Below are 23,612 nucleotides of genomic sequence, written 5' to 3' on the forward strand. Positions count from 1 at the left end.
CGATGTCAAGGGGCGCCGCAGACCCGCTTGCGTGCTCAGTGCACAGGCTGCCTCGGCCAGCCAGCTAGAATCCCCCCATGAGCACGCCTTCCCCCGACTACCCCACCCTCCAATCCATCGGCTGGCCCTGGCCCGGGCCGCCGGAGGAGGCGGCCTGGCAGGCGGTGTTCGCTGCGCATCCGCAGGCGCTGCCAGCGCGGGTGGTGGAGCAGCACCGCACCGGTTATGTGGTGGCCGATACGCCCGAAGCCAGCCTGAAGGCCGAGTCGTTGCCGGAGTGGCAGCGGCCGCGCTTTCCCAGCCATGAGCGGGCGGCGGTGGGCGATTGGGTGCTGATGGAGGGCAAGCGCATCGTGGCGCTGCTGCCGCGGCGCACGTCGATCAAGCGCGGGGCGGCCGGTGAGCATTACCACCAGCAGGTGATCGCGGCCAATATCGATACGGTGTTCATCGTGTGCGGGCTGGATGCGGACTTCAATCCGCGGCGCATCGAGCGCTACCTGCTGCTGGTGGGGGGCGGCGGTGCGCAGCCGGTGGTGGTGCTGACCAAGGCCGACCAGACCGAGTACGCCGAGGATGCCTTGGCGGTACTGGAGGAGTTGGAGGCGCAGAACATCCCGCTGCGTGCGGTCAACGCCAAGGACCCGGAGAGCGTGGCCGCACTGCGGCCCTGGCTAGGCGATGGGCGCACCGCGGTGCTGGTGGGCTCGTCCGGTGCGGGCAAGTCCACCTTGACCAACACCTTGCTGGGCACCGAGAAAATGAAGACCAACGCGGTGCGCGAAAACGATTCGCGTGGCCGGCATACCACCACGCATCGTGCGCTGATTCCGTTGCCCACCGGTGCGTGCCTGATCGATACGCCCGGCATGCGCGAGCTCAAGCCCACCGGTGAGGAAGATCTGGCCGAAGGCGGTTTCTCCGATGTGGAGGCGCTGGCGGCGCAGTGCCGTTTCAACGACTGCGCGCATATTGCCGAGCCGGGATGCGCGGTGCAGGCGGCGATCGCAGCCGGCGACCTGGATCCGGAGCGTGTTGCCAACTACATGAAGCTGCGTGTGGAAGTGGCCAGCGCGGCCGAAAAACTCGCCACCCGCGTGGCGCAGAACACGCGCGGCAAGGGCTCGGGCAAGCGGCCGGCCAGCGTCGACCGTCCCGGGCGGCGCTGATGCCATCGCGCAAGGGCCCGCCGGACATCGTCCATCACGCGGCGCTGGATGCGCGTCTGGTCAAGGCCGTTCGCGGTGTGCGCCTGCTCGCCCTGGCGAGCTGGCCACGCGCATTGCAGGAGCCGTTTCTGCAGAGCGTGGCGCGCGGGCAACCGGCGCTGCCGCAGGTGGCGTATCCGGTACTGGATTTTGGCGATACCCGGCGCGAGCTCTCGGCGATTGCGAAGGCGGCCGATCCGCATCATCCGATCGGCGCCTACCTGATCGATTCGACCCATAGCTGGGATCTGGCCGCCGGCCTGCTGGAGTCGCTGGGCACCGCGGCGGTCAGCGATTATTCGGCGCAGCTGTTCGGCGTGCCCGACGACCCGATGCCGGGCAATGGCCCGAGCACGCGCGAAGCCGCCCGACATTTCATCCAGATCGCGCAGGAGCTGGACCGCGAATTGCTGGCGCCGGAAGAGCAGGTGCCGGTCTCGGCCACCGCCTTGCGCATGCAACTGCAGAACGATCTGGACGGCTTCTTCGAAGGGCGCGTGATCACCGTGACGCTGGATCCGGATCTGCTCGCCAAGGCGGCGGCCGGCGCGCACCGCATCCGCCTGCGCAGCGGCGCCACCTTCAGCGACTACGACCGCGCGCAGCTGTTCCATCATGAGGCGCTGGTGCATTCGCTCACCGCGCTCAACGGGCGCGCGCAGCTGCACCTGCCCAGCCTGGGCATTTCCTCGCCGCGCACCACCGCAACACAGGAAGGTCTGGCGACCTTTGCCGAGCAGATCACCGGCAGCATCGACATCGAACGCATGAAGCGCATCAGCATGCGCATCGAGGCGATTGCGATGGCGCGTGCAGGCGCGGATTTCATCGAGGTGTTCCGCTATTTCACCACTGGCGGGCAGAACGCGGCGGAAAGTTTTTCTTCGGCGCAGCGGGTGTTCCGCGGCGTGCCCACGCAGGGCGGCGGTGCGTTCACCAAGGACACCGTTTACTTGCGCGGGCTGGTGGCGGTGCACACCTTCTTCCGGCATGCCTTGCAGCGCGACCAGCTGCAGCTGTGCCGCTGGCTGTTTGCCGGCAAGATGGCGTTGGGCGATGTGGCGCGGTTTGCGCCCTTGTTCGACAGTGGTGTGCTGGTGGCGCCGCGCTGGCTACCGCCGTGGGTGAGCCGCGCCAGTGGGCTGGCCGGCATGCTGGCGTTCTCGTTGTTCGCCAATCGCATCCGCATGGACCAGCTGCAGCCGCCGGCGATCAATGTGTGAGCAGTGGAGCGCCGCAGCGTCGCCGCCATGATGCAGTTACTACATCTCTGAATAAATACGTTGCCTGCCACGCGCTCTACACGACGCTGCAACGGGCTGAACTGCACACTGGCTGTCTCGCCCGAGATGGGCAACAACGCGAGGCAATGCGATGAAGATCCTGATGGTGCTCACGTCCCACGACCAACTTGGCGACACCGGCAAGAAGACCGGTTTCTGGTTGGAAGAGTTCGCCGCGCCGTATTACGTCTTCAAGGACGCTGGCGCCGACATCACCCTGGTCTCGCCCAAGGGCGGCCAGCCGCCGCTTGACCCGAAGAGCGACGAGCCCGATGCGCAGACCGAGGCGACCAAGCGCTTCAAGCAGGACAGTGCCGCGCAGCAGGCCCTGGCCACGACCCATCGCCTTGCCGACGTCAGGGCCGAGGACTTCGACGCCGTGTTCTACCCGGGTGGCCACGGACCGCTATGGGATCTGGCCGAAGACGCGCACTCGATCGCGCTGATCGAGGCCTTTGCAAAGGCCGACAAACCGCATGGCCTGGTCTGCCATGCGCCGGGCGCACTGCGTCGGGTCAAGGGCAGCGATGGCAAGCCGCTGGTCAACGGGCGCCGCGTCACCGGATTCACCAATGGCGAGGAAGAGGGCGTGGGCCTGACCAAGATCGTGCCGTTCCTGGTGGAAGACGTACTGACCGAACTCGGTGGCCGCTACGAGAAGGGCGCCGACTGGGGCGTGCACGTGGTCACCGATGGCACGCTGGTGACCGGACAGAATCCGGCCTCCTCGGAGAAGACCGCGCAGACCCTGCTGGAGCTGCTGAAGCGCTGAGTCGACGCCTGCAGCGTGGTAGCGCCGCATACCGCACCCTCATCCGGCGCTACGCGCCACCTTCTCCCGGTGGGAGAAGGAATAGCGGGGGCATCAGGCCGAAGAAGGCACTTTCCTTACGCCCCTCTCCCGCCGGGAGAGCAACTGTCTTGATCAACCGGCGGCGTCAGCCGCCAGTTGATCTCGCATCTTGGCGTTGAGGATGACCAGCAGCTTGCGCATTGCCGCGACCAGGGCCACTTTGCCGGCCTTCCCGCGCTCACGCAGCCGTTGGTAAAAGGCGCGCAGTGCCGGGTTGAAGCGCACCGCCACCAGCGTCGCCATGTACAGCACCTGGCGCACGCAGGCCCGTCCACCCCAGATGTGGCGGACCCCGCGCATCAGGCCGCTATCGCGTGCCAGCGGCGCCACCCCGACCAGCTTGCCGATCGCCTTGCCGGTCAAGCGGCCCAACTCCGGCAACTGCGCCGCCAGGCTCGCCAGCAGGACCGGGCCGACCCCTTTGACCTGACGCAGCACCTCCAGCTCCGGACGTGCAGCCACCTGCTGGGCAATGCGCGCGTCCAATTCACTCAACTGCTGCTGCCATTGCCGTAAACCGCAGTGCGCCTGCTCCTTGAGCCACGCATCGCTCAGTTGGGACACCTGCTGGCGCTGCTGCTGCACCAGCGCCAGGACCTGCATGCGGCGCTGCTGGTAGGCGCGCAACCTCCGGCGCCAGTCCTCCAGCGGCTGATAGCGCCTCAAGCTCAGCACTGCTGCCATCTGCGCCAGCACCCGTGCATCCAGCTGATCGGTCTTGGACAGTTGCCCGGTTGCCCGGGCAAAGTCGCGCCCTTGCCGAGGATTGATGCGCACCACCGGCAGGCCGGCCGCATGCAATGCGTCCAGCGCCATCTGCTCATAGTTGCCGGTTGCCTCCAGCACCACCTGATGCAGCTCCATGGATCCCAGCCAGGCGCACACCTGGCGCAGGCCCGCAGCGTTGTTGGCAAAGCGCCGCCCCTGACGCAGCTGGTGAATATGGACATCCAGCCACTGCTTGCAGACATCGATTCCTGCACTGTCGTTCATGGATAACTCCGCTATGCTCCAAGGGTCGAGAGCTCTCCTGTGCAGCCCAGCCTTATCGTTACGAGCGCCTACTCGAGCAACTGTTCGGGCGTTTGCCAGGAGATTCCGGCGTGGCGACCTCGCTCTCCCGCGGTCACTCAGACCTGTGGGCTATCGGTCGACCACGCCGGCTCTCGACGCCTAATCTGGCAGATCGCCAAGAGATAAGGGGTTGGGGTGAGGGTACGGCCGATGCAGTAGCCAGGCCGATGCACCAGCCAAGCCGCCGCACCCGCATCGATCAATCGATACGTTGCAACCAGCGCACTGCATACCCGGGCAGTACAAGGTGCATGTCATCGCCCAGCGGTGCTGCACCTGGTTCGCTTCGGTCTCCCAACACCCGCCAACGGCCGTTGACCTTGCCCGCAAGCTCCGCGTGCAGCGGTCGATCGCTGAAGTTGTGGAGGGCGAGAAAGCCCTCGCCACGCGTCAGCGCAAACAACTGCGTGTCAGCCAGTCTCACACTGCCCAGCGGGTGATCTGCAGCAAGTGCCGGGAGTGCTGCGCGTTGCTGGATCAACGCATGCAGGCGCTGATAAATCTGCCCAGCCAGGCTGCTGTCGTCATGACGCTGCGCCGCGCGTTGCCAGTCCATCGCCGGCCGGTGCAGCCAGCGGCCCTCGTGCCGGCGCTCGGGATCGCTGCGGTAACTGCTGTCGTTGGGCAAGCCGAGTTCGTCGCCCATGTAGATCAGCGGCACGCCAGGCATTGCCAGGGCGAGCGCATAGAGCAGGATCAGCCGGTCCACCGCCAGTGCCACTGCTGCTGCATCTGCGCTTTCAACGGCCGCCTGGATGCCGGTCAGCGCCGCGGCCATGCCATTGGTGCCGTGCACGCCGTCGCCGCTGCTCTGGAAACTTTCGCCGCGCGCGTAGCTGCCAGGCACCTCGTTGGCATAGAAGCGCGCGACATCGCGTAATGCGAAGGGCGGCTGCGCGGCATTGCCTGCCGCTTCGTGCTGCAACACGTTCCACCCGATGTCGTCGTGACAACGCACATAGCTCAGCCACGCGCAGTTGGCCGGCAGCGGCGGGCTGTTGCTGATGACTTGATGCAGGATATCGCCGCGTTGCAGTGCCAGTGCCGACCAGCCTGCCGCCATCAGCGTGCTGTGGTAGGCCAGGTGACACTCATGGCCCTGGTTGGCGCCGCTGCCGAAGTACGGCGGCAATTCGGCCATCGGCACGATGGCTTCGGCCTTCATCGCCACCGCCGGCGCCACGATATCGGCCACCGCGCGCAGCGCCACCAGGATGGTGTGGGCCTCGGGCTGGTTCATGCAGTTGGTGCCGGGGCGCTTCCACAGGTAGGCGGTGGAATCCAGGCGGAAGGCTTCCACGCCCAGGTTGGCCAGCTGCAGCAAGGCCAGCGCCATCTCGCCGAACACTGCCGGGTTGCTCCAGTTCAGATCCCACTGATACGGGTAGAACGTGGTCCACATCCACTGCCCGGTGTCCTGTACCCAGGTGAAGTTGCCCGGTGCGGTATGCGGAAAGACCTGCACCAGCGTGGCGTCGTACTGGTCGGGCAGCTGGCGGTCGGCAAAGTGGTGGTAGTAGTCGAGGTAACGCGTGTCGCCGGCGCGTGCGGCGCGGGCCCAGGCATGGTCGTCGGCAGTGTGGTTGAGCACGAAGTCCGCACACAGGATGATGCCGGCCTCGCGCAGCCGTGTGGTGAGTGCGACCAGATCGTCGTTGCTGCCGAGGCTGGGGTCGACCTGACCGTAGTCGCTGACGGCAAAGCCGCCGTCGTTGTCGCCGGCGCGTGCGCGCAGGAACGGCAGCAGGTGCAGGTAGCGCACGCCCAGCTCCTGCAGGTAAGGCACGTGCTCGGCCACGCCCTGCAGGGTGCCGGCAAAGCGGTCCACATAGGCGCTGTAGCCCAGCATGTGCTGCTCGCCGAACCAGCCAGGAGTGCGCGTTGCGTCCAGCTGCTGCAGCGCCTGCGGACGCTGCTGCGCACTACGGCCAAGCGCAGCCAGCCAGTGCATGAGCCATTGCGCATAGTCGCTGCGCTCGCCATACAGCGTGTGCAGCGCCGCCAGCAGGCGCGGTGCGTGGCGATCGAAGCGCGCCAGCAGCGCGCCTGCCTGCGCTGCATCCAGCGGCGCGGCAAATGCCGCGCGCCATGGGGTGAGATCGGTGGGGGAGGTGCTCATTGGCAGCGGCCGGGCAGCGCCCGGCACGGGGTCCTTAGAAGTCGTAACGCAGGCTGATGCTGGTGGTGCGGCCGGCGATCGAGCGCGCACGGATGATGCCATTGGCCGGAATCGTGGCTTCTTCGGCTTCGGTCAGGCCGAATGTGTTGAACAGGTTGTTGACGTTGAGCGCCACGGTGAGCGCGTCGGTCACGCGGTAGTCGCCGAACAGGTTCACCTGGGTATAGCCCGGCATCTTCAACTGGTTGGAATCCTGGGTGTAGGCATCGGTGGTGCCGATCAGGTTGACGCCGAACTGGTAGCCATCGCCGCGGTAGCTGGGCGTGAGCTGCCACACCACGTCGGCCTGCCGGCGCGGCACGTTGCCGGTGTTCTCCGGGGTGATCTGGTCGCGGGAGATCTCCGCATCGGTCCAGGTCAGGCCGCCGTTGACGGTGAAGCCTTCATGGCGGTAGCTGGCTTCCAGTTCCACGCCGTGCGCTTGGTAGCTGCGGTTGAAGAAGCGCTGGCTGGTGACTTCGAAGTTCTGCTCCTGGGTACGTGCGGAGAACGCGGTGGCGAACAGGCTCAGCCCGTCGCGGCGCCACTTCAGGCCGGCTTCGGCCTGGCGCACCACGTTGACGCCCTCATCGGAGGATACCGAGCCGTCGTCGCGTACCACGCCGAACAACAGGCGATCGGCGTTGGCGCGTGCGCCGCGGCTGATGCGTGCGAAGGCGCCCAGGTCATCGGTGATCAGATAGTTGCCGCCCAGCGAATACGACAGGTAGTTCCAGTCGTAGTCCACCGGCCGCGCGTTGGCGGTGTCCACGGTGGCCACGCGCTGTTCCACCGGCTGAATCACGCCATCGCCGTTGACGTCCAGGTTCTGCGCGATGGCGGTGCCGGTGTAGCTGCCGCGCGCATCGCCCATGTCGTAGCGCAGGCTGCCGTCGATGCTGAACTTGCCGCTGTCGAAGGTCAGTGCCACATACGGTGCGTTGACGTCGTAACGCACGTCGTAGCTGCGGGTGATGCAGCAATCGCCCCAGAATGGTGTGCCATAGGCGTACAGGCCGTTCTGCGAGCGCGACACGCCGGTGGCGTCGACCACGTTGAGCAGGCGCGAGTCGCGGCCCAGGCTCTGCACGTAGGAATTCCATGTCCAGTCCATGTCGATGGTCTGGCGCGAGGTGTAGTAGCCCATGCGCAGGTTGAGGGTGCGGCCGTCGCCACCGAACTCGCGCGAGACGCTGAGGTCGTTGGTGACGTTGCCCAGGTCGTTGATGGCGACATTGAACAGATGGGTGCGGATGGCGTTGCCGGTGTAGGCCTGGCCGGCATTGGGGCCACTGGCTTCCACCAGCTGCGCGCCGGTGCCGCCGATGGACGATGCCAGCGATGCGGCATCGGTGACCTCGGCCGGGAACGGGCTGACGAAGCGGCCGCTGTTGTCGGCGATACGGAATTTCTCGCTCAGGTTCCAGCCGTTGCCCAGGTCGAACCAGGCTTCGGCGCCGATGGTGCGCGAGATTGGGTGCATGCCATCGCCCAGGTCGGTGCGGCGTGGCCGGTTGTTGCCATCCAGGCCGACATCGGTGCGGAAATTGCGGCTGTACAAGGTGTCGTTGCCGGGATCGAAGCCGGGGAAGCCGCCCAGGTCCGGCGAGCCGTCGCGGCCGCGTACGGAGGTGGGCACCGGCAGATAGCCGGCGGCGCGGTCGTTGAGATACTTGCCGTACAGGCGCACGTAGCCGTTGTCGAACAGGCGGGTGAGGTTGGCCTTGAGCTGGCCGCCCTTGTCGGTGCTGTAGCCGGCATCGCGCACGCCATCGCCCTGGCGGAAGAAGCCGCCGATGTTGAACTGCCACTGCTCGGCAAACGGGGCGCCGTAATTGAAGTCGATGCGGGTGTTGTCGTAGTCCAGACCGCGGCTGACACCGACGCTGCCACCTGCGGTGTCGCCGGTCTTGCTGATGAAGTTGATGATGCCGCCGGGCGCGTTGCTGGTGAACGTCGAGGCCGAGCCGCCGCGGATCGCCTCGATGCGGTCCAGGCTGAAATCCGAGCGCAGGAAGATGTCGGCGTTGCCGAAGGCGATGTCGCCGAACTCCATCACCGGCAGGCCGTCTTCCTGCAACTGCAGGAACTTGGCGCCGCCCGAAGCAACGGGCAGGCCGCGCACGGCGATGTTGGCATTGCCTTCGCCGCCGCTGGACTCGGAGCGGATGCCGGGAATGTTGCGGAAGATTTCCGCGGTGCTGCGCGGTGCCGACTGTTCGATGGCCTCGGCGCCGACGGTGCTGACCGACACGCTGGACTTCAACTTGGTGGTGGCGGTGGAGGTGCCGGTGACGAACACCGAGTCCAGATTGACCGCGGCGCTGTCGGCAGCCGGCGGTGTGGCGGGCGCGGCTGCTGGCGTGTCCTGTGCCAGCGCGGCGGGCGCGCACAGGCAGGAAACGACCGCGCAGGCCAGGGCATGCAGGCGCAGGGTGTGCAAGGTGGACATCGCGATTCTCTCTCTCACAGGTGGTGGTAGGCCGACGCCTGCATCGTCCCCTCCCAGGGGCCGGCCGTGTGGCCTGCAGTGCGAGCGCAGTAATACGCTCTACTACAATCGATTGCAATCTTGCGCTGCAGCATCGTGGCTAGACTTTTAAGGCGCACATGGCGATGGGGAAATCTGTTGCAGCGCAGCGTTACAATCGATTGCAGAGACGGCAAGGTACAGTGCGCTGCGGCCATTGGGTGCCGCACCGATGCCCAGGGCACTGCATGTCGTCGACCGCGTCTCCGTTTTCCTTCGCGCGCATCCTGGCGCTCAATGCCGGTTTCTTCGGCGTGCAATACAGCTTCGGGCTGCAGCAAAGCAATATGAGCCCGATCTACAACTATCTGGGCGCCGAACATGCCAGCCTGCCGTACCTGTGGCTGGCCGGACCGATCACCGGGCTGGTGCTGCAGCCGTTCGTGGGTGCCTGGAGCGACCGCTCGGTGACGCGCTGGGGCCGGCGCATGCCGTACATGGTGCTGGGCGCACTGGTGTGCAGCCTGTGCCTGCTGGCGATGCCGTTCAGTACCGCGCTGTGGATGGCGGTGTGCCTGCTATGGGTGCTGGATGCGGCCAATAACGTGGCGATGGAGCCGTACCGTGCGTTGGTCAGCGATGTGCTGGCGCCGCCGCAGCGGCCATTGGGCTATCTCACCCAGAGCGCGTTCACCGGCCTGGCGCAGACGCTGGCGTATCTCACCCCGCCGCTGCTGGTGTGGATGGGCATGAACCAGGACGCGGCCAATGCGCACCATATTCCCTACGTCACCATCGCCGCGTTCGTGATCGGCGCTGGATTCTCGGCCGCCTCCATCCTGCTCACCGCGCGCAGCGTGCGCGAACCGGTCATCCCGCCGGCCGAGATCGCGCGCATGCGCCAGCGCGGTGCCGGCCTGGGCGCGGTGGTGCGCGAGATCGGCAGCGCGTTGCGCGACATGCCGCCGACCATGCGCCAGCTGGCGCCGGTGATGCTGTTCCAGTGGTATGCGATCTTCTGCTACTGGCAATACATCGTGCTATCGCTGTCGACGAGCTTGTTCGGCACTACCGACGCCACCTCGCACGGCTTCCGCGAGGCGGGCCTGGTCAATGGGCAGATCGGCGGTTTCTATAACTTCGTTGCGTTCCTGGCGGCCTTTGCGATGGTGCCGGTGGTGCGGCGCTTCGGCCCCAAGTACACGCATGCGGCGTGCCTGCTGACGGCCGGCATCGGCATGTGGATGCTGCCGGGCATCGAGAACCGCTGGCTGCTGTTGCTGCCGATGATCGGCATTGGCCTGGCCTGGGCCAGCATGATGGGCAACCCCTACCTGATGCTCGCCGACAGCATTCCGCCCGAGCGCACCGGCGTGTACATGGGGCTGTTCAACCTGTTCATCGTGCTGCCGATGCTGATCCAGATCGTCACCCTGCCGCTGTATTACGACCGGCTATTGCACGGAGACCCACGCAACGTGATCCAACTGGCTGGTGCGCTGATGCTGGCCGCGGCGGTGGCGATGCTGTGCGTGCGCGTCCACAAGTCGAAAGTGATCTTGGCAGATTCGTAGCAATACCTGGCTGACATCGCCGGCTGCCGAAGATGCCAGACGCGCATGCCTGCCGGGTTGACTGGGTTGCCGAGTACGGTGGACCGACTGGCCGCCCGCCCCCCTCATCCGCCCTTCGGGCACCTTCTCCCGCAGGCGGGAGAAGGACGCGGGCTGCCGGCTGGTATCTCCGAATCCGCGATCCCAATCCGCGATCCCGAATCCCGCAATCCCACATCCCGCATCCCGCATCCCGCATCCCGAATCCCAAATCCCGCATCCCAAATCCCAAATCCCAAATCCCAAATCCCAAATCCCAAATCCCAAATCCCCGCCTCACGCCGACTCGCGCACCACCAGTTTCACGGGCATTTCAACCGATTCCACTGTGTCGCCCGCGATCAGCGCCAACAGCCTGTCCACCAGCAGGCGCGCGGCCAAGTGGAGATCTTGCCGCACCGTAGTCAGCGGTGGCTGGCTGTAGGCGGCCAGCGGGATATCGTCGAACCCCACCAGCGAGATGTCCTGCGGCACGCGGTGGCCGGCTTCTACCAGGGCGCGGATGGCGCCCACGGCAATCACATCGGAAGCGGCAAACAGGCCATCCGGCGGGTCGGTCTTCTTGAGCATGGCGCGAGTGAGGCGGTAGGCATCCTCGCTGACGAAATGGCTGCGCGCATGCAGCCTGGTGTCGAACTCCAGCCCGTGCCGTTCCAGCGCGTGGCGATAGCCGGCAAAGCGCGGCGCCACCTCCGGTAGCTGGTCATCGCCGAGGAAGGCGATGCGCTGGCGGCCGCTGGCGATCAGGTGCTCGGTAGCCAGCGCGCCGCCCTGGAAATTGTCGCTGCCCACGCTGATGTACGACTGCCCTTCGATGCGGCTGCCCCACACCGCCATCGGCAGGCCCTCGCGTGCGGCTTCGTCCAGCGCGGCGTGTTCGGAACTTTGCCCCAGCACGATCACGCCATCGGAGCGGCTGCCGCGGGCCAGCTGCTCCACCCAGCCATCCTGATGCCGGTCCAGCTTGGACAGTAGCATGCTGTAGCCGCGGCCGGTGAGTTCTTCGGCCAGCAGCGCCAGCATGGTCATCAGGAACGGGTCCGACAGCGGTTGATCCAGCGCATGCATCATCGGCACTGCCACGCTCACCGTGTTGGAACGTTTGGCGCGCAGGCTGCGCGCCACCGGGTCGACCTGGTAGCCGGCATCGGCGGCAATCTGCTTGATGTAGGCGCGGGTACGCTCGGCCACCACCGGACTGCCGGCCAATGCACGCGACACGGTGGACTCGGACACACCTGCCATGCGGGCGATGTCGGCCATCTGCGGGCGGGCATTGGATGGGGTGCGTTCTGAAGGTTTGGCCATGGCAGCGCACTGCGGAAAAGCCAGAGTGTAATCAGTTCGCATTAGTGGCGGGTCGTTCGCGCGGTGGCGGCCGCTTGCGCGCGCGGGCAGGGCGCACACGCGCACGGATCTCCTGGAGCGGCTGACAAAACGTAGCGAGCGCTCGTCAGGTGGGTGCGCACGGCGCGGAGGAACCGCAGTGTACGAGCGGTACACGCCGCACCGGGCACCGACCGCGCCCGCCTGGCGGTGAGCGCAGTCGTTTTGCTAGCTGCTCTCTTAGTCTGATTGGCGCTCCCGCAGATACAGCGCCGGGCGTGCAGGGCGGGCGGGCAGCGAGGCATGCAGCCGTGCGCGGGGCGCGTGTTGCGCGTAACGCGCGAGCGCAGCCAATCGTACGCCCGCTCAACCCATGTAGAGGCCGCCGTTGACCGCATAGTCGGCACCGGTGACGTACGCGGCATCGTCGGAGGCCAGCCAGGCGCACAGGCCGGCCACTTCCGAGGGCTTGCCCAGGCGGCGTACCGGCACCGAGGTGGCCAGGCGGTCGAGCACGTCCGGTGGAAAGCTGCTGATCGAGGCGCTGGCGATATAGCCGGGCGAAATGGTGTTGACGGTGACTCCGCGCGAGGCGACCTCCTGCGCCAGTGCACGGCTGAAGCCATGCATGGCCGCCTTGGCGGTGGCGAAATTGATCTGCCCGATCTGGCCCTTGTGCGCGCTGACCGAACCGATGTTGACGATGCGCCCCCAGCCGCGCGAGGTCATGCCGTCGACCACCTGCTTGGTGATGTTGAACAGCGAATGCAGGTTGCTGGCGATCACCGCGTTCCAGTCGTCGCGGCTCATCTGCCGGAACAAGGTGTCGCGGCTGCCGCCGGCGTTGTTGACCAGCACATCGATCTCGCCGACTTCGGCCTTGACCTTGGCGAACGCGGCCACGGTGGAGTCCCAGTCGGCGGCGTTGCCTTCGGAGGCGACGAAATCGAAGCCCTGCTCACGTTGCTCGCGCAGCCAGGCCGACTTGCGCGGCGAATTGGGGCCGCAGCCGGCGACCACGGTATGCCCGCTGCGCGCCAGTTTCTGGCAGATCGCGGTACCGACACTGCCCATGCCGCTGGTGACGTATGCGATGCGGAGAGTCATTGGTGTAACTCCTTCGGAGTTTGGGATTCGGGATTGGGGATGACGGGATTCGTAACAGCGGGCAGCGGCATTGGCTCTTGCGAATCCCCAATCCCGACTGCCGAATCCCGGCGGGAGTCAGCGCGTCGACGAAAACTGACCAAGTACCAATTCCACACTGCCCATGCCGCTGGTGACGTATGCGATGCGGAGAGTCATTGGTGTCACTCCTTCGGAGTTTGGGATTCGGGATTGGGGGTGACGGGATTCGTAACAGCGGGCATTGGTTCGCTCTGGCTCTTGCGAATCCCCAATCCCGAATGCCGAATCCCGGCGTGCGCTAGCGCGCCAACGGAAACAGACCAAACACCAACCCGCCCGCCAACATCAGCATCGAGATCAACACCGCCCACTTCAGCGTGAAGCGTTGGTGGTCGGCGAAGTCGACCTTGGCCAGGCCCACCAGCAGGTAGGTCGAGGGCACCAGGGGGCTGAGCAGATGTACCGGCTGGCCGGCCAGCGAGGCGCGCGCCATTTCCACCGGAGTGATGCCGTAGTGGCCGGCGGCTTCGGACAGGATCGGCAGCACGCCGAAATAGAACGCGTCGTTGGACATGAAGAACGTAAACGGCATGCTGACAATGGCGGTGATCACCGCCAGATACGGGCCCCAGCTGTCCGGGATGACCGCCAGAAAGCTGCGCGACATCGCTTCGACCATGCCGGTGTTGGACAGGATGCCGGTGAAGATGCCGGCAGCAAAAATCAGCGACACCACCGACAACACGTTGCCTGCATGGTTGACCAGGCGGCGGCGCTGTTCGGCCAGGTTGGGGTAGTTGATCATCAGCGCCAGCGCGAAGCCGATCATGAACAATACCGGCATCGGCAGCACACCCACCACCAGTGCGCCCATCAGCGCCAGGGTCAGCACCAGGTTCACCCACAGCAGTTTGGGGCGCTTGATGTCGTCGGTGTCTTCCACGCGCGGCAGGGCGTCGTTGTCGTCGGGCAGGCTGGTTTCCAGCCAGTTGCCGTCGGCCGGCAGGCGCACCACGCCCAGGCGGCGGCGTTCGCGCATGCCCAGGTACCACGCCAACGCGATGATGCCGGCAATGGCCAGCAGCATGGCCGGTACCAGCGGCACGAACACATCGGCCGGATCCACATGCAGGGCAGTGGCCGCACGCGCCGTGGGACCGCCCCAGGGGGTCAGGTTCATCACGCCGCTGGCCAGGATGGTCACGCAGGTGAGGTTGAGTGCGTTCATGCCCAGGCGTTGGTACAACGGCAGCATTGCCGACACGGTGATCATGTAGGTGGTGGAGCCGTCGCCATCGAGCGAGATCAGCATCGCCAGGATCGCCGTGCCCATCACGATCTTCAGCGGGTCGCCCTTGACCAGGCGCAGGATGCGCCCGACCAGCGGGTCGAACAGGCCGGCATCGATCATGACCCCGAAGTAGAGGATGGCGAACATCAGCATCACGCCGGTGGGCGCGATCTTCTTGATGCCGTCGAGCATCATCTCGTTGATGCCGGTGCCGAAGCCGCCCAGCAGTGCGAACACGATCGGCACCGTGATCAGAGCCACCAGCGGCGACAGCCGCTTGCTCATGATCAGGTACATGAAGGTGATCACCATTCCGAAACCGAGCGCGGTCAGCATGCGGGCGAATCCTTTGGGGCGTGCAGCAGGGGGAGGGTGAAACACAGCGCAGCGCAGAGGGCACGGCGATGGCGAGACGGATGTGCAGGTGCGCAGGGCAGTGCATGTGCGTCTGCGTGTTGAAGACGCATCGCCTCGCCGCAGGGGCGGCGCCGTGACCGCAGAGCCATGCTGCATGCAGCCGTGATGGTGACCATGGGCGCGACGATGCGATGCATCAGAAGTCGTACTGGAAGCGGCCGGTCACCGCCAGCGTATGGTCCACCACCGCATCCATGGTGCGGTCGCGGTTGCGGCTATCGATGACGTTGAGCATCACCCGCAGGTTCGGCTTGAAATACCAGTTGCCGCCCAGCGTCCACGACTGAGTGCTGGCATTGATGAAATTGGGCTGGCCATCCAGGTGCTGGTCGCCGCGCATGTAGTCGTAGCGCAAGGCCAGTTCGAACGCGCCATGGCGGTGATTGGGCGTGGCGATGCGGCTGAAGCGGCCGGTCTTGCGGTCGTAGCCACGCGATTCGCCGGTGACGAACCAGCTGACCAGACCATAGCTGGCCAGCACCTTGGCATGCTGGCTGCCATCGTCGAGCAGGCCGCCGCTGAATTCGCTCTGCCACGACCACGGGCCCAGCACTTCGGCATATTCCAGCGACCACTTGTCGAAATCGGTATCGCGGCCATCGGCAAACCGCGCCAGGGTGATGCGGCTGTTGTTGGCCAGATCGTTTTCCGGGCGCGGACGGATCAGCAGCGGCGACGTGCCGGCGCTGCCGGGGTGCGCGTAGCGCTCGTGCGCCAGGGAGACACCCAGATGGCGCAGGCGCGCCTCGCCCATTTCCGGTGCGAAGGTCAGGCGCGTGCCCAGTGCACCACCCTTGGTGGCCGAATTGTCGATGCTTTCCAGGCTGTAGAGCGCCGTGGACCAGGTCGCATCCGGGCGATTGGCCTGCCAGGAGATCGCCTTGCGGTAGATCGGCGCCAGCGTAGTCGAGGCGTAGCCGCGTTCCAGGAACGGGCCGTAGTTGGAGCCGGTGCGGTCGTCCAGCGAGAAGTACTGCTTGAACTGCCCCACGGTCAGCGTGCCGGCTGCGAATTTCTTGGCGACATAGACGTCGCGCGCCAGGATGCCGCGGCTGCCGGGTTCGTACTGCAGGCCGGCGAACTCGGCTTCGGCCTTGTAGTTGAAACCGTAGAACTTGCCGGCCACATCCAGCCAGGCACGGCGGAACTGGGTGTCGTTGCGCTCGGGCGTGCCGCGTTCGTCGTTATCGAACACGGTGAAATCCCAGTGGATACGCCCGCCCACTTCGGCGGTGACCGGGCCTTCGTCATCGGCCGCATATGCCGCCGGTGCCAGGCAGAGCGCAGCGCAGGCAGTGAAGGCACGCAGACGCAAGGTGTCGTTGCTCACAGACCCTCCCAGGTACATGTGTGAATCACGTTCAGCGATGCACCGCACAAACCGCCGCGGCGCGGTGGCAGCAGCCTAGTCCGGCGAAGCTGTCATGGACCTGTCGTGGAGGGGCGGGGATTGGGGAGTCGGGATTGGGGATTGGCAAGAGCACAATCGCAATTGCGGCAAGCTTTTGTGTGCACGGCCTGTTACCTTCCCGCCGCGGCCAAGCGCTGTTACCAATCCCCAATCCCTATTCACGAATCCCTGCCGCATGCGCCTGCTCCTGGTAGAAGACAATGCCGACCTCGCCGATGCCATCGTGCGGCGGATGCGTCGTAGCGGGCATGCGGTGGATTGGCAGGCCGATGGGTTGGCGGCGGCGAGTGTGTTGCGGTATCAGAGTTTTGATCTGGTGGTGCTGGATATCGGCCTGCCCAAGCTCGACGGGCTGCGCGTGCTGGCCGGGATGCGCGAGCGTGGCGATACCACGCCGGTCCTGATGCTCACCGCGCGCGATGGCATCGAGGACCGCGTGCAGGCGTTGGATGTGGGCGCGGACGACTACCTGGGCAAGCCGTTCGATTTCCGCGAGTTCGAAGCGCGCTGTCGCGTGCTGCTGCGGCGCAATCGTGGGCAGGCCAGCGAGGTAGTGCAGATCGGCGGATTCGTGTTCGACAACGCCGCGCATACGGTGACCCTCGATGGCGCGCCGATCGAACTGCCCAACCGCGAATATCGCCTGTTCGAAATCCTGATCGGCCGTCTCGGGCAGGTGGTTGGCAAGGACGAGATCGGCAATGGCCTGTTCGGTTTCGACGACGATGCCGGGCCCAATGCGATCGAGCTGTATGTCGGCCGCCTGCGGCGCAAGCTGGCAAGCGCGCCGTTGCGCATCGTCACCGTGCGCGGTGCTGGCTACAAGCTGGAAGAAGCCGATCCGCATGCACCGGTGGAGCCGGGTAGCGATGGCTGAGCCGCTGACGGTGGCGCCGTCGATCCGGCGCACCTTGCTGCTGTACCTGGGCAGCCTGTCGCTGCTGGGCGCGGTGGTACTGTTCTTTGCTGCGCGCGATTACGGCGAGCGCGCGGCCAATCGTTCCTATGATCACCTGCTGGTGTCGTCGGCGCTGTCCATCATCGATAGCGTGGCATTGGTCGGTGGCGACTGGCAGGTGGATCTGCCGTATGCCTCGCTGGACCTGCTCGGCATGGCGCCGGAAGACCGCGTGTTCTACCGCGTCTTCGATGCCCAGGGCCGCACCATCACCGGCGAGGACAGCTTGCCCTTGCCAGCGCAGGCGCCCAGCGATGAGCGGCCGGTGCTGTTCGATGCGCAGTACAGCGGCGAGCCGGTGCGCTTTGCGGTGGTGATGCATCGGGTGGCTTCGGCCTCCGAGCAGGGCGAGGTGCGCGTGCAGGTGGGCCAGACCCGGCGCGCGCGCGATGCGGTGGCGCGCGATGTGGTGCTCAACGCCTTGATCGCGATCGGGGTATTGTCGCTGCTGGCGCTGGGCCTGGTGTGGCTGGGCGTGTACCGCGCGTTGCGGCCGTTGCAACGGATCGAGCGCGATCTGTCGCGGCGCGAGCCCTCCGACCTCAAGCCGCTGAGCGTGCCGGCGCCGCAGGAAATGCAGCTGATGGTGACCGCACTCAATCGCTTCATGGCGCGGCTGTCCTCCAGCAACGAGACCCTGCGTGCCTTCATGGCCGAAGCTGCGCACCAGATGCGCACGCCGCTGGCCGCCTTGCGTGCGCAGGCGCAGCTGGCCATGGACGACGACGACCCGCGCGAGATGCAACGCAGCCTGGCCGCGATCGAGCGCAACGCCAGCCACATGAGCCGCCTGCTCAACCAGTTGCTCAGCGATGCCAGCGTGATCCATCGCGCCAACCTGCAGCGCTTCGCTACCGTGGACCTGGCCGAGGTACTGCACCAGGCGCTGCACGAGGCCTTGCCGCGCAGCGAAGGCGCACCACGCGTGCAACTGGCCATCGACCCGCAACCGGCGCTGCTGCGCGGCGATGCGCTGCTGCTGCGCGAAGCGCTCAAGAATCTGATCGACAATGCCTGCAAGTACGGCGGTGGCGCGCCGCTGCAGGTGGCACTGACCAGTGACGGCCAACAGCACGTGCTGACCATCGCCGACCATGGCCCCGGCATCCCGGCCGCCGAAGCCGAGCGCGTGTTCGAGCGATTCGTACGCGGGCCGGACGCACCTGCCGGTGGCGCCGGGCTGGGGCTGGCCATCGTCAAGCGCGTGGTGCAGGCGCATGGCGGGCGCATCGACCTGGCCAACCGGATCGGTGGCGGCCTGATCGCCTCGCTGCATTTTCCTGGAGGAGCAGCATGATGCGCACGGCATGGCTATTGGTGTTGTTGCTGCTGCACGGTGTTGCCGCTGCGGCGCCGGGCGAGGTGCGGCGGTTTCCCGCACGCGGTGTGGCGCAGGCGCAGCTGCGCGTGCAGGGCTCCACCGACCTGGAAGTATTCGCGGCAGTGATCCAGGACTACCAGCGCCTGCATCCCGGCACCGAAGTGGTGTACGAGGACGTGATCGCCTGGGACATCTACGATCACTACCTGCACCCGGGCGGAAACGCGATCCAGGCGGACATGCTGATCAGCGCCAGCATGGACCTGCAGACCAAGCTGGTGAACGATGGCCACGCACTGGCGCACCGCTCGGCGCAGACCGAGGCGTTGCCGGCCTGGGCGCAATGGCGGCACGAGGTATTCGGCATCAGCTACGAGCCGGTGGCCATCGTCTACAACACGCGCAAGCTCGATCCGGCGCGGGTGCCGCGCACACGGCGCCAGTTGCTGGCACTGCTGCGCGCATCGGATGCGCCATTGCGCGGCAAGGTGGGCACCTACGATGTGGAGCGCAGCGGCGTGGGCTATCTGTTCGCCACCCAGGACGGCCAGGTGGGCAGCATTGCCGGCGCGCTGCTGGCCGCGTTGGGGGCCAACCAGGTCAGGCTGGAAGAGCGCACCGGCACCTTGCTCGATCGCGTCAGCCGCGGCGAGTTGTTGCTGGCCTACAACGTGCTCGGGTCCTACGCACAGACCCGCATCGATGCCGGCGCGCCACTGGGGATCGTGCAGCCGCAGGACTACACGCTGGTGGCGCTACGCACCGCGGTGATTCCCAAGACCGCACCGCATGCGCCGGAGGCGCGCAGGTTCCTGGACTACCTGCTGTCGCCGCGCGGCCAGCAGGTGCTGTCGCGCGAAGCGCGGCTGATGCCGATCCTGCCGGCGGCCGGTGGGCGCGGCGGTTCGGCGCAACCCCCGTTCCGGCCGATCCCGCTCGGCCCCGGCCTGCTGGTCTACCTGGACAAACTCAAGCGCCGCCAGTTCCTGGATGCCTGGCGCGCGAGCACGCAGCCGCCGCGTTAGGGCAACGGCATCGTTCGCGCCCATGTGCCAGACTTGGCGCATGGCCGATCTCACCATTCTCGTCGCCGACGACCACCCCTTGTTCCGTGCTGCGGTGATCCATGTGCTGCAGCAGACCCTGCCGCAGGCGCAGGTCGTGGAAGCCTCCAGCGCTGCCACGCTAAGCACGATGCTGCGCTCGCATCCGCATGCCGAACTGGTGCTGCTGGATCTGGCCATGCCGGGCGCGCGCGGCTTCTCGGCGCTGCTGCATGTGCGTGGCGAGCATCCGGACATCCCGGTGGTGGTGATCTCCTCCAACGATCACCCGCGGGTGATCCGGCGCGCGCAGCAGTTCGGTGCGGCCGGCTTCATTCCCAAGTCCACGCCGGCCGAAACGATCGGCACCGCCGTGGCCAGCGTGCTGGATGGCGGTACCTGGTTTCCGCCGATGACGGCCGAACGGTCCGAAGCCGACGCGCAACTGGCCGCCAAGCTCGCCCAGCTCACCCCACAGCAGTTCCGCGTGCTGCTGAGCCTGGCCGATGGCCTGCTCAACAAGCAGATTGCCCATGAGCTGGGCCTGGCCGAAAACACCGTCAAGGTGCACGTCACCGCCATCCTGAAAAAGCTCGATTGCTACAGCCGCACGCAGGCGGCGGTGCTGGTCAAGGCATTGGAGCCGGAAGGGGAGTTGTAAGTGGGTGCGGTCGACGCACTGTGCTGGACGTGCAGCCACGCGCCAGCGCCAAGGGCCATCGTGGACCCGGCAACGTGAGCATCAAGTTCGATCTCAACGATCTACAGGCATTTCGGGCCGTTGCGGAGAATGGCAGCTTTCGTCGCGCGGCCGAACAGATCCGGATCACGCAGCCGGCGCTCAGCCGCAGGATCGACAAGCTCGAGTCGGCCCTGAACGTCAAGCTGTTCGAACGCACGACGCGCAAGGTGACGCTCACCACGGTCGGCCAGGCGTTCATGCCGCAGGTCGAACGCATGCTCGACGATCTGGACGTGGCCTTGATGAGCGTCGCCGACGTCGGATCCAGCCGGATGGGGACGGTGACCGTGGCCTGCGTGCCGTCGGCCGCGTATTACTTCATGCCGCAGGCGATCCATGGCCTGCACCAGCTGTTCCCGAAGATCCGGATCAGATTGTTCGACGCCAGTGCCAGCCATGTCAGCGCGGCGGTAGCGTCCGGGGAAGCGGACTTCGGCGTCAGTTTCAGTGGCAATCTGGCACCGGACGTGGAGTTCGAGCCGCTGTTGCAGGAGCGCTACGTGATTGCCTGCCGCCACGACCATCCCCTGGCCAGGCGCGCGCAGGTCACCTGGAAGGAAGCCTACGGGTACGACTACATCACGCTCGACAAGAGCTCGGGAAACCGTCTGGTGCTCGACCGCGCCTTGTCGGCGTTCTCGCCCGACCGGCCCAGCATCTGCGAAACGCGCCACGTCACTACCTTGATCGGGCTGGTCGAGGCGGGTGTGGGCATCGCGGCGGTGCCTTCGATCGCGATGCCGCCCGCGCCGCATCCGTTGCTGGCGACGGTTGCGCTGGTCGAGCCCGACGTGGTGCGCAATGTCGGGATTCTCAAGCGCCGGGGGCGCACGCTGACGCCCGCGGCGCTCGAGCTGGCCGAGCTGGTGCGCCGGATGCCGCAGCGTTCAGTGTGAGACCGGATCGAGGCCTGTCTGGCGCGCCACTGCCTGCGCCTGTTCCGACTGCAGATACTGCAACAGCCGTTTTGCCGCCTCCGGATGTTCCGAGGTGACCGGCACCCCGGCGGCGTAGCGCGTGATCGACTGCAGGGCCTCCGGGATCCTGCCGACGAACTCCACATTGCGTACCGGAAGCAGTTCGGCGACCTGCTGGAAGCCGAGCTGATAACGACCGTCGGCCACCACCGACCCGACCGGAATCCGTTCGATCTTGGTGCTCTTGGCGCGCATTGCCTGCTCGATGCCGAGCGTCTTGAACAACTGGTTTTCGATGTAGACGCCGCTGGCGCTATCGGAATAGGCCACCGACCTGGCCTGCAGCAACGCATCCTTGAACTGCGCAACCGTATCGATGTTCGGCCTCGGCGCACCGCTGCGCACCACCATGCCGATCCGCGAATCGGCCAGCTCGACCCGCGATGCGGGATCCACCTGCCCGGCATCGATGAGTTTCTGCAATGCGCTTCCGACCATGATCACCACATCGGCGTGCTCTCCGCGCTCCAGCCGGCTGGGAATGGATTGCGGGGTCTTGCCCATCGACGGCCCATGCACCGTCTGGATCTCCACGCCGGCCTGCTCGCCGTACTGCGGAGCCAGGCGTTCGAAGGCGGCGGAAAAACCTCCGGAGGTCATCACCGTCAGCTCGTGTGCGGTCGCCGTCGCGCAAAGAACCGCGCAGGCGACCAGGACGGTCAGGCGTTTCCATAGTGACTTCATCATTTCGCACCCTCTGGGACGATGGTCATCCGTTCCTTGGCGGCAGCATGCCGACGATAGAGGAACAGCGTGGCCAGCAGCGCGCAGGTCGAGGCGAAACTCAGCCAGTAGGCGGGTGCGGCCCTGTCGCCGGTCTGATGGATCAGCCAGGTGGAGATGACCGGGGTGAAGCCGCCGAACACGGCGGTTGCCAGGCTATAGGCCAGCGAGAACCCCGCCACGCGCACGTGGGCCGGCATGATCTCGGTGAGTGCGGGAATCAGCGCGCCGTTGTAGATGCCGTAGACGAAGGACAGCCACAGCAGTGCCTGTAGCATATGCGCGAAGCTTGGTGCGCCGGCCAGGAACGACAGCACCGGATACGCGGTCAGCACGCCGAGCAGCGACATGGCCACCAGCAGGGGTTTGCGGCCGAAGCGATCGCTCAGCGCCCCGCCGATCGGAAGCCAGAAGAAGTTGGACAGGCCCACCAGCAAGGTCACGATCAAGGCATCGCCGGCATCGAGCTTCAACACGGTCTTGCCGAATGTCGGGGCATACACCGTGATCAGATAGAACGCGCTGGTGGTCAGTGCGACCATCAGCACGCCGGCGATGACGGTGCTGGCATTGCTTGCCAGCCCACGCATCACGGTCTGCATCGTGGCGTGCTTCTTGCGGCGCTGGAACTCCTCGGTTTCCTGCAGGCTGCGTCGCAGCAGGAAGATGAAGGGAATGATCAGGCAACCGATGGCGAACGGAATGCGCCATCCCCATTGCGTCATCTGCTGGGGCGCCAGCATCTGATTGAGCGCATAGCCGATGGCGGCAGCGGCGACGATGGCGACCTGCTGGCTGGCCGATTGCCAGCTCGCATAGAAGCCGCGGCGTCCCGGCGTCGCCATCTCGGCCAGATAGACCGAGACGCCGCCCATTTCCGCGCCCGCCGAGAAGCCTTGCAGCAGGCGACCGAGCAATACCAGGGCTGGCGCCCACAGCCCGATGCTGGCGTAGCCCGGCACCATCACGATCAGGATGGTGCCGCTGGCCATGATCGACAGGGTCACGATCAGGCCCTTGCGGCGCCCGATATTGTCGATGTACGCACCCAGGATCACCGCGCCGAGTGGACGCATCAGGAAGCCGGCGCCGAACACGGCGAAGGTCATCATCAGCGATGCGAATTCGTTGCTCGCCGGGAAGAACGCTGCGGCGATCTGTGTGGCGTAGAACCCGAACAGGAAGAAGTCGAACTGCTCCAGGAAGTTGCCAGAGGTCACCCTCAGCACCATGCCCAGTTTGGACTGTGTCTTTGTTCCAGCGGTTGAAGTCTGCATATCGCCCTCCACGATAGGTGCGCAGCTGCGCTCGAAAACCCATGACGATCGATTCTGGTGGAGATGGCCGATGTTGATAATTGCTGCTTTCTCATCGACTGATGCAGGCGCGGCATCAACCATGCGTGCTGCGACCCATCCGTGCGCCCCGTCGCGTCGCGGTGATGCCTTGCGATGCGCAGGGCTGCATGCGCGCGGCGGGGTCTCGTGTGCCCGACGCCAGGCGCGCGTGTCGCGTCGCAGCGACGGCAGCCGGCGTTGCGCCAGCGGGGTGGTCTTGGCGCCATCGCCCTGTTCGGAGCGCTGGAACAGCCGTGCCTTCTCATCGGCGTCGAGGCC

17 protein-coding genes, 1 other RNA gene and 1 pseudogene are annotated in these 23,612 nt (G+C 66.1%); 9 read left to right on the plus strand and 10 right to left on the minus strand.

Features of this window, described 5'->3' with window-relative positions; genetic code table 11:
- Nucleotides 1-77: 77 nt before the first annotated feature.
- From rsgA to ACCQ05_RS04340, 3 genes are all read left to right on the plus strand, one after another.
- Nucleotides 78-1,169: a ribosome small subunit-dependent GTPase A gene (gene rsgA, locus ACCQ05_RS04330; RefSeq protein WP_372393025.1), complete on the plus strand. Its 1,092-nt coding sequence runs from the start codon at nucleotides 78-80 to the stop codon at nucleotides 1,167-1,169.
- The gene (locus tag ACCQ05_RS04335) at nucleotides 1,169-2,431 is read left to right on the plus strand and encodes a flavohemoglobin expression-modulating QEGLA motif protein (protein ID WP_228962470.1); all 1,263 of its coding nucleotides are present in this window, start codon (nucleotides 1,169-1,171) and stop codon (nucleotides 2,429-2,431) included. Before rsgA ends, ACCQ05_RS04335 begins: the two co-directional genes overlap by 1 nt.
- 151 nt (nucleotides 2,432-2,582) lie before the next feature.
- Complete coding sequence (locus tag ACCQ05_RS04340; protein ID WP_372393026.1) at nucleotides 2,583-3,263, plus strand: type 1 glutamine amidotransferase domain-containing protein; 681 nt, start codon at nucleotides 2,583-2,585, stop codon at nucleotides 3,261-3,263.
- A 153-nt stretch (nucleotides 3,264-3,416) separates the two neighbouring features.
- On the opposite strand, the gene ACCQ05_RS04345 is transcribed toward ACCQ05_RS04340, so the two are convergent.
- From ACCQ05_RS04345 to ACCQ05_RS04355, 3 genes are all read right to left on the minus strand, one after another.
- Entirely contained in the window at nucleotides 3,417-4,337 is a 921-nt protein-coding gene (locus tag ACCQ05_RS04345; protein ID WP_506191537.1) for an IS110 family transposase, read from the minus strand.
- A 280-nt stretch (nucleotides 4,338-4,617) separates the two neighbouring features.
- Nucleotides 4,618-6,537 carry an alpha-amylase family protein gene (locus tag ACCQ05_RS04350; RefSeq protein ID WP_372393028.1) on the minus strand — a complete coding sequence of 640 codons (1,920 nt, stop codon included), beginning with the start codon at nucleotides 6,535-6,537 and terminating at the stop codon, nucleotides 4,618-4,620.
- A gap of 34 nt (nucleotides 6,538-6,571) precedes the next feature.
- A complete protein-coding gene (locus tag ACCQ05_RS04355; RefSeq protein ID WP_372393029.1) occupies nucleotides 6,572-9,028 on the minus strand; it encodes a TonB-dependent receptor in 2,457 nt (818 codons plus the stop codon).
- A gap of 266 nt (nucleotides 9,029-9,294) precedes the next feature.
- Here ACCQ05_RS04355 and ACCQ05_RS04360 point away from each other — a divergent pair, with 266 nt between their 5' ends.
- On the plus strand, nucleotides 9,295-10,620 hold the full coding sequence (locus ACCQ05_RS04360) for an MFS transporter (RefSeq protein ID WP_372393030.1): 1,326 nt from the start codon (nucleotides 9,295-9,297) through the stop codon (nucleotides 10,618-10,620).
- 315 nt (nucleotides 10,621-10,935) lie between these two features.
- On the opposite strand, the gene ACCQ05_RS04365 is transcribed toward ACCQ05_RS04360, so the two are convergent.
- The 5 genes from ACCQ05_RS04365 to ACCQ05_RS04385 form a co-directional block, all read right to left on the minus strand.
- The gene (locus ACCQ05_RS04365) at nucleotides 10,936-11,967 is read right to left on the minus strand and encodes a LacI family DNA-binding transcriptional regulator (RefSeq protein WP_372393031.1); all 1,032 of its coding nucleotides are present in this window, start codon (nucleotides 11,965-11,967) and stop codon (nucleotides 10,936-10,938) included.
- Between the two features lie 119 nt (nucleotides 11,968-12,086).
- Nucleotides 12,087-12,162, minus strand: a non-coding RNA gene (locus ACCQ05_RS04370) — sX9 sRNA.
- A 189-nt stretch (nucleotides 12,163-12,351) separates the two neighbouring features.
- On the minus strand, nucleotides 12,352-13,092 hold the full coding sequence (gene phbB / locus ACCQ05_RS04375; protein WP_064510408.1) for an acetoacetyl-CoA reductase: 741 nt from the start codon (nucleotides 13,090-13,092) through the stop codon (nucleotides 12,352-12,354).
- Between the two features lie 319 nt (nucleotides 13,093-13,411).
- Nucleotides 13,412-14,740 carry a CitMHS family transporter gene (locus tag ACCQ05_RS04380; RefSeq protein ID WP_372393032.1) on the minus strand — a complete coding sequence of 443 codons (1,329 nt, stop codon included), beginning with the start codon at nucleotides 14,738-14,740 and terminating at the stop codon, nucleotides 13,412-13,414.
- Between the two features lie 217 nt (nucleotides 14,741-14,957).
- Nucleotides 14,958-16,151 (minus strand): OprO/OprP family phosphate-selective porin, encoded by a 1,194-nt coding sequence (locus tag ACCQ05_RS04385; RefSeq protein ID WP_372393033.1) that lies wholly within the window; start codon nucleotides 16,149-16,151, stop codon nucleotides 14,958-14,960.
- Nucleotides 16,152-16,407: 256 nt separating this feature from the next.
- On the opposite strand from ACCQ05_RS04385, the gene ACCQ05_RS04390 reads away from it, so the two are divergent.
- From ACCQ05_RS04390 to ACCQ05_RS04410, 5 genes are all read left to right on the plus strand, one after another.
- Nucleotides 16,408-17,109: a response regulator gene (locus ACCQ05_RS04390; RefSeq protein ID WP_372393034.1), complete on the plus strand. Its 702-nt coding sequence runs from the start codon at nucleotides 16,408-16,410 to the stop codon at nucleotides 17,107-17,109.
- Nucleotides 17,102-18,487 carry a sensor histidine kinase N-terminal domain-containing protein gene (locus ACCQ05_RS04395; protein ID WP_372393035.1) on the plus strand — a complete coding sequence of 462 codons (1,386 nt, stop codon included), beginning with the start codon at nucleotides 17,102-17,104 and terminating at the stop codon, nucleotides 18,485-18,487. The genes ACCQ05_RS04390 and ACCQ05_RS04395 overlap by 8 nt, the downstream gene beginning before the upstream one ends.
- Nucleotides 18,487-19,536, plus strand: a complete 1,050-nt coding sequence (locus ACCQ05_RS04400; protein ID WP_372393927.1) for an ABC transporter substrate-binding protein — start codon at nucleotides 18,487-18,489, stop codon at nucleotides 19,534-19,536. The genes ACCQ05_RS04395 and ACCQ05_RS04400 overlap by 1 nt, the downstream gene beginning before the upstream one ends.
- 40 nt (nucleotides 19,537-19,576) lie before the next feature.
- A complete protein-coding gene (locus ACCQ05_RS04405; RefSeq protein WP_228962485.1) occupies nucleotides 19,577-20,215 on the plus strand; it encodes a response regulator in 639 nt (212 codons plus the stop codon).
- A 74-nt stretch (nucleotides 20,216-20,289) separates the two neighbouring features.
- Nucleotides 20,290-21,192 carry a LysR family transcriptional regulator gene (locus tag ACCQ05_RS04410; RefSeq protein ID WP_372393036.1) on the plus strand — a complete coding sequence of 301 codons (903 nt, stop codon included), beginning with the start codon at nucleotides 20,290-20,292 and terminating at the stop codon, nucleotides 21,190-21,192.
- On the opposite strand, the gene ACCQ05_RS04415 is transcribed toward ACCQ05_RS04410, so the two are convergent.
- Nucleotides 21,184-21,960: a substrate-binding domain-containing protein gene (locus ACCQ05_RS04415; RefSeq protein ID WP_372393037.1), complete on the minus strand. Its 777-nt coding sequence runs from the start codon at nucleotides 21,958-21,960 to the stop codon at nucleotides 21,184-21,186. The two genes, ACCQ05_RS04410 and ACCQ05_RS04415, sit on opposite strands and share 9 nt — an antisense overlap.
- Nucleotides 21,957-23,298, minus strand: a pseudogene (locus ACCQ05_RS04420) (MFS transporter). The gene ACCQ05_RS04415 and the pseudogene ACCQ05_RS04420 overlap by 4 nt, the downstream one beginning before the upstream one ends.
- Nucleotides 23,299-23,612: the final 314 nt, after the last annotated feature.

The sequence above is a fragment of the Xanthomonas sp. NCPPB 3582 genome, assembly GCF_041475735.2.
GTDB classification, from domain to species: domain Bacteria; phylum Pseudomonadota; class Gammaproteobacteria; order Xanthomonadales; family Xanthomonadaceae; genus Xanthomonas; species Xanthomonas codiaei.

Excerpts from the sequence above, each read along its gene's own strand:
- ACCQ05_RS04365 (WP_372393031.1), bottom strand. The coding sequence starts at position 11,967 with ATGGCCAAACCTTCAGAACGCACCCCATCCAATGCCCGCCCGCAGATG.
- ACCQ05_RS04350 (WP_372393028.1), bottom strand. The coding sequence starts at position 6,537 with ATGAGCACCTCCCCCACCGATCTCACCCCATGGCGCGCGGCATTTGCC.
- ACCQ05_RS04400 (WP_372393927.1), top strand. The coding sequence starts at position 18,487 with ATGCGCACGGCATGGCTATTGGTGTTGTTGCTGCTGCACGGTGTTGCC.
- ACCQ05_RS04390 (WP_372393034.1), top strand. The coding sequence starts at position 16,408 with ATGCGCCTGCTCCTGGTAGAAGACAATGCCGACCTCGCCGATGCCATC.
- ACCQ05_RS04405 (WP_228962485.1), top strand. The coding sequence starts at position 19,577 with ATGGCCGATCTCACCATTCTCGTCGCCGACGACCACCCCTTGTTCCGT.
- ACCQ05_RS04360 (WP_372393030.1), top strand. The coding sequence starts at position 9,295 with ATGTCGTCGACCGCGTCTCCGTTTTCCTTCGCGCGCATCCTGGCGCTC.
- phbB (WP_064510408.1), bottom strand. The coding sequence starts at position 13,092 with ATGACTCTCCGCATCGCATACGTCACCAGCGGCATGGGCAGTGTCGGT.
- ACCQ05_RS04355 (WP_372393029.1), bottom strand. The coding sequence starts at position 9,028 with ATGTCCACCTTGCACACCCTGCGCCTGCATGCCCTGGCCTGCGCGGTC.
- rsgA (WP_372393025.1), top strand. The coding sequence starts at position 78 with ATGAGCACGCCTTCCCCCGACTACCCCACCCTCCAATCCATCGGCTGG.
- ACCQ05_RS04340 (WP_372393026.1), top strand. The coding sequence starts at position 2,583 with ATGAAGATCCTGATGGTGCTCACGTCCCACGACCAACTTGGCGACACC.
- ACCQ05_RS04335 (WP_228962470.1), top strand. The coding sequence starts at position 1,169 with ATGCCATCGCGCAAGGGCCCGCCGGACATCGTCCATCACGCGGCGCTG.
- ACCQ05_RS04380 (WP_372393032.1), bottom strand. The coding sequence starts at position 14,740 with ATGCTGACCGCGCTCGGTTTCGGAATGGTGATCACCTTCATGTACCTG.
- ACCQ05_RS04395 (WP_372393035.1), top strand. The coding sequence starts at position 17,102 with ATGGCTGAGCCGCTGACGGTGGCGCCGTCGATCCGGCGCACCTTGCTG.
- ACCQ05_RS04345 (WP_506191537.1), bottom strand. The coding sequence starts at position 4,337 with ATGAACGACAGTGCAGGAATCGATGTCTGCAAGCAGTGGCTGGATGTC.
- ACCQ05_RS04415 (WP_372393037.1), bottom strand. The coding sequence starts at position 21,960 with ATGATGAAGTCACTATGGAAACGCCTGACCGTCCTGGTCGCCTGCGCG.